Here is an 8,085-nt window from a genome sequence, read left to right on the forward strand (position 1 = left end):
GCTATTAAAAGGAGAACCATGGAAGAACTTCAAATCATCGGTCAGCGGATTCCTAAAATCGATGCCATTGATAAAGTCACCGGCCGGGCCAAATATATCCAGGACTGGAAGCTGCCGGGCATGCTTTACGGAAAAATCCTTTACAGCAAATACGCCCACGCCCGTATTACGCACATCGATATCTCCAGGGCCGAGAAATTACCCGGGGTCCGGGCCATCCTGACCGGGGACCTGATCCCTCCTTTAAGGTTCGGCTTTTATAAAGACAATACCCCCCTCAAGGCCGGAAAGGTCTGCTCTTATCGGGACGAAGTGGCGGCCGTGGCGGCCGTTGATCCGGAAATCGCCCGGGAAGCCTTAAGTCTGATCGAAGTCACCTACAGTCCCCTGCCCCCGGTCTTTGACCCCGAAGAGGCCATGCTGGAAAACGCCCCGCTGATCCACGAAGACCATAAAACCAATGTTCTCAAGATGCCCTGGAAATTAATCTGCGGCGACGTGGATGAGGCCCGGAAAAATTCCGCCTTTGTCGCCCAGGACCGTTTTAAGGCCACCTGGGTGACCCACTGCTGCCTGGGCACCAGCGGCTGTGTGGCCGATTTCGATCTAAGGAACAACCTGACCCTTTACAGCAATACCCAGATTCCCTCGTTGGCCCAGAAGGATTTTTTGGAATTCTTAAAGGGCCTGGGTGTAACGGATTCCCGGGTTCGAATCATTCAAACCAGCATCGGCGGGGCCTTCGGCAGCAAACTCGACACCTATGCCTATGAATACATCGCCATCCTGCTGGCCCATAAGACCCGCAAGCCGGTCAAGATCCTTTTTGACCGCCAGGAAGAATTCAAGGCCACTTCCACCCGTCAACCGGCGATCATCGATATCGCCCAGGGCTGCACCCGGGAGGGTAAATTGACCTTTCGGGACATTACCATGATCCTGGACAACGGGGCTTACACCTCCTGGGGGGCCACCACCCCGTCGGTCATGATGATGCCGATTTCCTCTCTTTATAAAGTCCCCAATGTGCGTTATATCGCCAAATGCGTCTACACCAACAATACCTACAGCCAGGCCATGCGGGGCTACGGAAATCCCCAGGCCACCTTTGCCATAGAAAGCCAGATCGATATACTGGCCGGCCAGGCCGGTATTGATCCCTGCGAATTCCGTTTGATCAACAGCAATCAACCGGGCGAGACCTCCCCTCAGGGCTTTAAGATCACCACCTGCGGCCTGGAAGCCTGTTTACAGGCCGTGGCCAAGGACTTAAATTGGAAAGAAAAGCACGGCCAGGGGAATAAACGGGGGGTGGGGATGGCCTCCTTAATCCATGTGGGCGGCGGCGCCCGTGTTTATAAATCTGATGGGTGCGGCGCCATCATCAAGATGGATGACTTCGGCCGGGTGGATGTCTTTACCGGGGCCACGGAAATGGGGCAGGGATCGGATACGGTCATTGCCCAGATCGTGGCCGAAGAGCTGGGGATTCGGACCGCTGATGTCAATATCATCAACAACGATACCGATGTCTGCCCCTGGGATGTAGGGGCCCATGCCAGCCGGACGACCTTTGTGGCCGGTAATGCCGCCTTGGGTGCGGCCCAAAAGATAAAGGAACAGATCCTGACCCTGGCGGCCCTGGAACTGGAAGTGAACAGGAAGGATCTGGGGATGAAAGACCGGAAGGTTTTTGTCCAGGGGAATCCGGACCGTTTCCTGCCTCTTGAAAAGATCTTACGCAAGGCCCATTACAGTAATCAAGGGCAGATGATCATGGCCGAATATTTTTATGATCCGGCCAATGAAAACCTGGACCGGGAGTTCAAAGGCAATCTATCGATGACCTATGCCTTCGGAGCCCACGGCGTGGAAGTCGAGGTCGATGAAGAAAGCGGCAAGGTGAAGATCCTGAATTATGTGGCCGCCCATGATGTGGGCCGGGCCATCAATCCCATGCTCCTGGAAGGCCAGGTCTATGGCGGGGTAACCATGGGGGTCGGCTATGCCCTGACCGAACAGCTCATCATCCACAAAGGGGAAGTCATGAACCCCAATTTCCGGGATTATAAGCTTTTGACCTGCAAGGACCGGATTCCCATCAAGACGATCGTCGTCGAAACCAATGACCAGGACGGCCCTTTCGGGGCCAAAGGGATCGGGGAGCCGGGTTGTGTGCCCACGGCCCCGGCCATCGCCAACGCTGTCTTTGACGCCATCGGCGTGCGCATTAAAGATTTGCCCATCACCCCGGAAAAGATCGTGGCAGCCTTAAAGTCAAAAAATAAGGCACTCTAATCTTAGCCGCCCAAATAATATTTTTTTTGTATCAATTCAGGCCCTTGAAAAATATGTTATCCATTTTTTTGAAAAACCTGGCTTCCCGATAAAGATATTCGGGAATGACAAAAAAAGTGTCGCTGTAGTATTAATCTTAGGCATGCTTTTAATTTGGTCTTTGTTTTTTCTTGACAATGTAGCCCCATCTGAAAGGTCGATTTTTTAAGAAGTAAGGGTTGGTAATCGCTTACGAGAAGAAAGCTCAGGCGCTATCCGGGAAAGAACAAGGGAACCATTTGAAGGACTTTTTGGGTGTTATCATTTTTCTATTGACATTCCCCTAAGAAATTGATTTTATTGTACTAACATTACAAATAATCCTACAAATGGTTCGACCCAGGTCCCTGCGCCTGCGGTCAGGAGGCTTTGCAAAGAACCGGCGTACCCACGCCACACCGTGCGGGATGGTTTTCTCCTGTGCCCCGGCTTCCCGCAGCACGGAGAGGTATCCTTCAGGCCAGCGCGACCGGGGATTCAGCGGCGACTCGCCTCGACGAGTCGTTTGAGGCATATCATCCCTCCCGTAATTGGATCATATGCCTCATATTGGCATAATGTTTATGGGCTGTTAAGACATTTTTCTGAGGCATAGCATCCAGGAGTGCGTGAAATAGGGATGCTATTTTTGAGGCATAATACTATGTTAGCTATGTAAATTATGATTGAATTTATTATCGAAAATAAGGAATGGATTTTTAGTGGTGTTGGTGTGGCCATAATTGGAGGTGTATTAGGGATGCTTTTTCTTAAAAGAAAAAATGAGCAAAATATATCGGCTGGACACTCCTCTACCAATATTCAGACTGGAAATGGCTCCAAAATATCGATATCAACTAGTAAGGATAAAGATGAGCTTATACAAAGAGCATCCTTTGAAGATGTTAAGAAATATGATCACAAAACGAGTAAGTTGATAAGAACCATTGAGAAAGACCCGTTAATTTATTTTAGAAGGAATTGTTCGCTCCCAGTGATAGTAATGCTCATCATATCTTTGATCTTTTTGCTTAGATCGTTCTTTGGTATTTTGGGAAAAGTTGCAGAATGGCTAAAGTCATTGTTTTAATGTGACAAGAGCTAACCAGGCAAATGCAGCCGACGCAAAAAGCCGCGCGGCTGATTAGCGTCGTTCGTAAATGAAAGGCAATTCTCCGTGATTGATGGTTATGTGATATCCACCGATAAAGCGAGGCTCGATATTCCCACTATTCATGACTATTTATGCAACAGATCTTATTGGGGACAAGGCCGGACAATTGAAACCGTACGTAAAAGCATCGAGAATTCATTATGCTTCGGCATATATGACAAAGACAATCAATTGGCTGGATTTGCAAGAGTTGTATCTGATTTCACCATATTCGCATATTTGTTGGATCTATTTATTTTGGAAGGACATCGGAAACGTGGTCTGGGAAAATGGTTTGTTGAGCACATTGTGAACGACCAAGATTTTAAAGATATCCGGTTCTGGCGTCTTGATACCAAAGATGCCCATGAGCTTTATAGAAAGTACGGTTTCCGAGAGCCAGAATTTCCAGAAAAAATCATGGAAAAGCGGAATGTTACGAACCTTTCACTCCAGCCGACCGCAAACAGCCGCGTCGGCTGAGTTCGTCGTTGTGTTTCACAGACACGATGCATGCAATATCAATCATGACAGCCTCACTGAACGTCGATGCAGGAAATTTTGAAGCTTGGCTTCGAAGCATTCTCCTTTCCTTCAAGGCTGGAGAGGCAATGGACGTTCCCTGCGGCGAGTGCCGGGGGTGCTGTAGCGCGGGGCGTTTCGTTCACCTAACTCCGTCAGATCAGTCCGCCCATTCGGCTATCCCAAAACAGTTCTTGCATTGCGCACCGGGAATGCCAAAGGGGCACGCTGTCATGGGCTATCTTGCTGTAGGCCTTTGTCCAATGCTAAAGATTGGAAACTGCTCAATCTACTCAAGTCGTCCATCCACTTGACGTACATTTGATTGTCGCGTCATAGCCGCAGCGGGTTTGCGTATTGACGGGAAGTGGAATGAACGAATCAATGAGAGAGTGCAAGCGTGGCGCTTTTCCTTCTTGTCAGAAGACGGTCAACAACACCTCAAAGCTATAAGGAGCGCAGCGAATTTTATCCAAAAACATCCTGGTGCATTTCCGGGCGGTCGTGCGCCAAGCGAGCCCACGACTATCGCGGTACTTGCCATTAAGGTGCACACGGTTTTTCTTTCCCCACGTGGCAATGCGGCCCCTGCTGATATTGCAAATGCAATTGTTGCGGCGAGCCGAGGCTTTGAAGACTATCGGAGCTAATGTGCTGCCCAACCCATCATTCCACCGGACGCTGCGCGATAAAGCCGCGCATCGCCGGTGATTCAAAAGTTCGGTGCTTTTCTCACGAGGACGGAGCCTTCATGCAAAGTATACAAAGCACAATAATGATCTGGTTGCTGAGAAATCGGCATTTGTTCAAAATGAAGTTAAAGCCGGAAGTGGTTGATGAGGACTTTTCAGTGGCTGCCTTTCGGAAAAGTGTGGACAAAGTGACGGCTAAGATGAAAATGCCCAAGGGTGTCCGGACGGAAATAGCTCAAATTGAGCATATGGAGGCAGAGTGGATTGTTCCAGAACAGGGCGAAAAGGGGAAGGCCTTGCTGTACATCCATGGTGGTGGATTCATCTCTGGTTCGGTGCAAACACATCGGATGCATGTGGCGAAATTTGCCTTGGGCAGTCAACTGAAATCCCTGGTTTTCAATTACCGGTTAGCACCGGAGCATCCATTTCCGGCAGCACTGGAAGACTGCGTTTTGGCCTATCAATGGCTCCTACACCAAGGCTATGCACCAGAAGATATTGCAGTAGGAGGCGAATCAGCAGGGGGGACATTAACCCTCTCCTTGCTTTTGGCATTAAAGGAAAAAAAGATAAATATGCCATCAGCGGCCTTTGCGATCTCGCCGGTTACGGATTTACGATGCGAGGCCAATTCATTTCGTACGAATGCAAAGAAGGATATCGCGCCTGAAGGTTCCTGGGATGTGTGGACAGCCTACTACATCGGCAATAATGATCCCACATTACCGTTGCTTTCACCCCAGATGGGGAACTATGAAGGCCTGCCACCGCTTTTTATTTGTGTCGGGACTCATGAGATTCATTTGGACGATTGTCGCAATGTCGCAAGAAAGGCTCAGGAGCAGGGAGTGGAAGTGACCCTACGGGAGTGGCCTAAAATGGTCCATGCATTTCCTATCCTATCCCCGTGGTTTCCAGAGGCTAAACGGGCGCTTGCGGAGATTTGCACCTTCGCACGACAGAAAGTTATACAATCATCATAAATGGGGACAATGGGTGAACTGCTGCCGAAGGTATCTTCGGCACTCTTGAATATCAAAAGGCACCGAACCATCTCTTCCAGCGGACCGCAAAAAACCGCGGCCGCTGAAGAGTCCGTTCGCCGGAAAATAATGAGAAAAATGATATGGCAGCATTTAATGAAAATGACTTGTCGGCCTTGTTACTGGAAAATATCACCCTCCGATCAGTTGAGCCCGGTATCTACTCTGATCTCCCTGATAATGAGTTTGGCAATGCGTATGATACTCAGTTCGGTTTTATATATGGCTGCAAAATACGAAACAACAGGCAATATTTTGTCGATGCAGTGTGAAACATAAAAGAATCAGCCAACCACCGGCTTTAATTTATTTGTCCCGAATTTTCCAAAAGCCTAAGGATTGCTTTTTCCAAGGCCGGGTTGAATTCTTCCGGACGATCCATCATCAAGAAATGATCCGCTTCCTTCAGAACAATGGCATCGTAAGAAAACATGTGTCTCCGATTTGCCTCATAGTTGATGGGCCACAGATCGCCGTTTACGGATAGAACGGGAACGCGGATTTTTTCGAAGACTTTAGCTGCCTCCCCTGTGATGTATTGGGTCATCATTTCGTTCATTGCACTTATTGCAACAAGTGGCGGCGCCGCCGAAATATCTGAAAGAATCCACTCGCGAAGTTGCGGATCGGTTTGGGGGGCGATCATCTTTCCTACGAACTGCCGGCTTGCCGCTCTAAAATTTTTCCTTAAAGGAGCCATCACCTTCTTGAGTTCTTTGCGGGTCATCGGGTATTCTATGTTTACCAGGGTATCTATACCGATCAAACCAATTACACGATTCGGCATGAGCCGGGCAGCCTCCGCAATCACCGAGCCTCCCATGGAATGACCGATCAGAATGACTTTCTGACCGCCTGCAGCTTCCGTCACGGCACAGACATCCTCTCCAAAAGCCCCCATGGTATATCGCCTGCGTGCCGTTCCTGAGTGGCCATGGCCTGCAAGATCAAGAAGGACTATACGATGCTTTTTAGAGAAATAGGGCACCTGGGCACGCCAGTAACGGGCGTCGCAGCTCCAGCCATGTACGAAAACCAGAGTCGGTTCTCCGGAACCATGGATCTCATAGGAGATCGGGCTACCATCTTTGGAAAGGACTACCCGGGGCCATTCTAATTGTGCTTGTAGCGCTCCAGAGGTCAAGAGCAGGAATAGCAGGCCGACGGCCAGGCACACCAAATGTTTTGTAACGGGCCTGCATCTAAACCTGCTGCCGTCTCGAACGGTATTTGTTTTAACCCTCATGATTTGTCTCCTTTTTCCGTGACCGCCGCATCAGTACGATCCTTGTGTGGTTGAATAAAACGATTCAATTCCTTATGCCGGAAACAATCCACCACGTGATCGTTTACCATTCCGGTAGCCTGCATGTGGGCGTAGACGATCGTTGAGCCGACGAATTTAAATCCCCTTTTCTTAAGGTCTTTGCTGATCAGATCGGAAAGTTCTGTTCTCGCGGGAAGTTCTGCCAGAGATTTGAAATGATTCTGTATCGGTTTGCCCTCCACGAAACCCCAGATATACCGGTCGAATGTCCCGAATTCTTCCCTCACCTGTAAAAAGGCCCTGGCATTGGCCACCGCCCCCTCGATCTTCAACCTGTTTCTTATTATCCCTTCATCCTTTAAAAGCGCATGGATCTTTCGCTTGCCGTATTTGGCAATTTTATTGAAGTCGAAGCCGTCGAAGGCCTTGCGGAAATTTTCTCTTTTCCTCAGAATGGTCAGCCAGCTTAAGCCGGCCTGGAACCCTTCGAGTATAAGAAACTCGAAAAGTTTTCCCTCGTCATGCACCGGCTCGCCCCATTCCTCGTCGTGGTACCGGTTCATCAATAGGTCGCCGGCCGGCCAGGGACATGTCTGTTTGGGTATCATAGCGCGCCTCCGAAAATTCTTTCCCTGTCGTCCCCCTGCTTTCCCAGTTCTATGGCAAAACCCCGAACCACTGACCCACTTCACCCTCCCGGTTCATTATTTCCTTTGTTAATATCCCTTGACGATAATATCTTTTTGGGATAATCTATTTTTTATGATTAAAAGTTTCAAATGCATGGAAACCGAGAAGCTGTTCTTTGGGCGATTTTCTACTAAATTGCCCCAAGCGATCCAGCGAACTGCGGTGATAAAGCTGAAAATGCTCAATGCCGCAAACTTCCTTGAAACTTTACGTATTCCGCCGTCAAATCAAAATGTTGAAATCGTTGATTACCGTCACACGACCTCCGGCAAAGCCGGAGGCTTGAATATTTAAGCCCCTCAAAGGGGCTCACAAACAAAAACCAAAACCCGCGTAGCCGTCACCCCGGCGAAAGCCGGGGTCCAGGGCTTTTCCCAAACCTTTTAGAATCACTGGATT

General features: G+C 49.2%; 7 protein-coding genes. 5 read left to right on the forward strand and 2 right to left on the reverse strand.

Annotated features, from left to right (window positions below; all coding sequences use genetic code 11):
- Positions 1–18: 18 nt before the first annotated feature.
- From HY879_21465 to HY879_21480, 4 genes are all read left to right on the forward strand, one after another.
- Positions 19–2,298: a xanthine dehydrogenase family protein molybdopterin-binding subunit gene (locus HY879_21465; GenBank protein MBI5605911.1), complete on the forward strand. Its 2,280-nt coding sequence runs from the start codon at positions 19–21 to the stop codon at positions 2,296–2,298.
- Positions 2,299–2,998: 700 nt separating this feature from the next.
- On the forward strand, positions 2,999–3,406 hold the full coding sequence (locus HY879_21470) for a hypothetical protein (GenBank protein ID MBI5605912.1): 408 nt from the start codon (positions 2,999–3,001) through the stop codon (positions 3,404–3,406).
- 87 nt (positions 3,407–3,493) lie between these two features.
- Complete coding sequence (locus tag HY879_21475; protein ID MBI5605913.1) at positions 3,494–3,952, forward strand: GNAT family N-acetyltransferase; 459 nt, start codon at positions 3,494–3,496, stop codon at positions 3,950–3,952.
- A gap of 790 nt (positions 3,953–4,742) precedes the next feature.
- The gene (locus HY879_21480) at positions 4,743–5,669 is read left to right on the forward strand and encodes an alpha/beta hydrolase (protein ID MBI5605914.1); all 927 of its coding nucleotides are present in this window, start codon (positions 4,743–4,745) and stop codon (positions 5,667–5,669) included.
- A 361-nt stretch (positions 5,670–6,030) separates the two neighbouring features.
- Here HY879_21480 and HY879_21485 read toward each other — a convergent pair whose 3' ends face one another.
- Positions 6,031–6,975: an alpha/beta hydrolase gene (locus HY879_21485; protein MBI5605915.1), complete on the reverse strand. Its 945-nt coding sequence runs from the start codon at positions 6,973–6,975 to the stop codon at positions 6,031–6,033.
- Positions 6,972–7,604 (reverse strand): DNA-3-methyladenine glycosylase I, encoded by a 633-nt coding sequence (locus HY879_21490; protein ID MBI5605916.1) that lies wholly within the window; start codon positions 7,602–7,604, stop codon positions 6,972–6,974. Before HY879_21490 ends, HY879_21485 begins: the two co-directional genes overlap by 4 nt.
- 154 nt (positions 7,605–7,758) lie before the next feature.
- Here HY879_21490 and HY879_21495 point away from each other — a divergent pair, with 154 nt between their 5' ends.
- Positions 7,759–7,980, forward strand: a complete 222-nt coding sequence (locus HY879_21495) for a hypothetical protein (protein MBI5605917.1) — start codon at positions 7,759–7,761, stop codon at positions 7,978–7,980.
- Positions 7,981–8,085 lie beyond the last annotated feature (105 nt).

It is taken from the genome of Deltaproteobacteria bacterium, from assembly GCA_016219225.1.
Classification (GTDB): domain Bacteria; phylum Desulfobacterota; class RBG-13-43-22; order RBG-13-43-22; family RBG-13-43-22; genus RBG-13-43-22.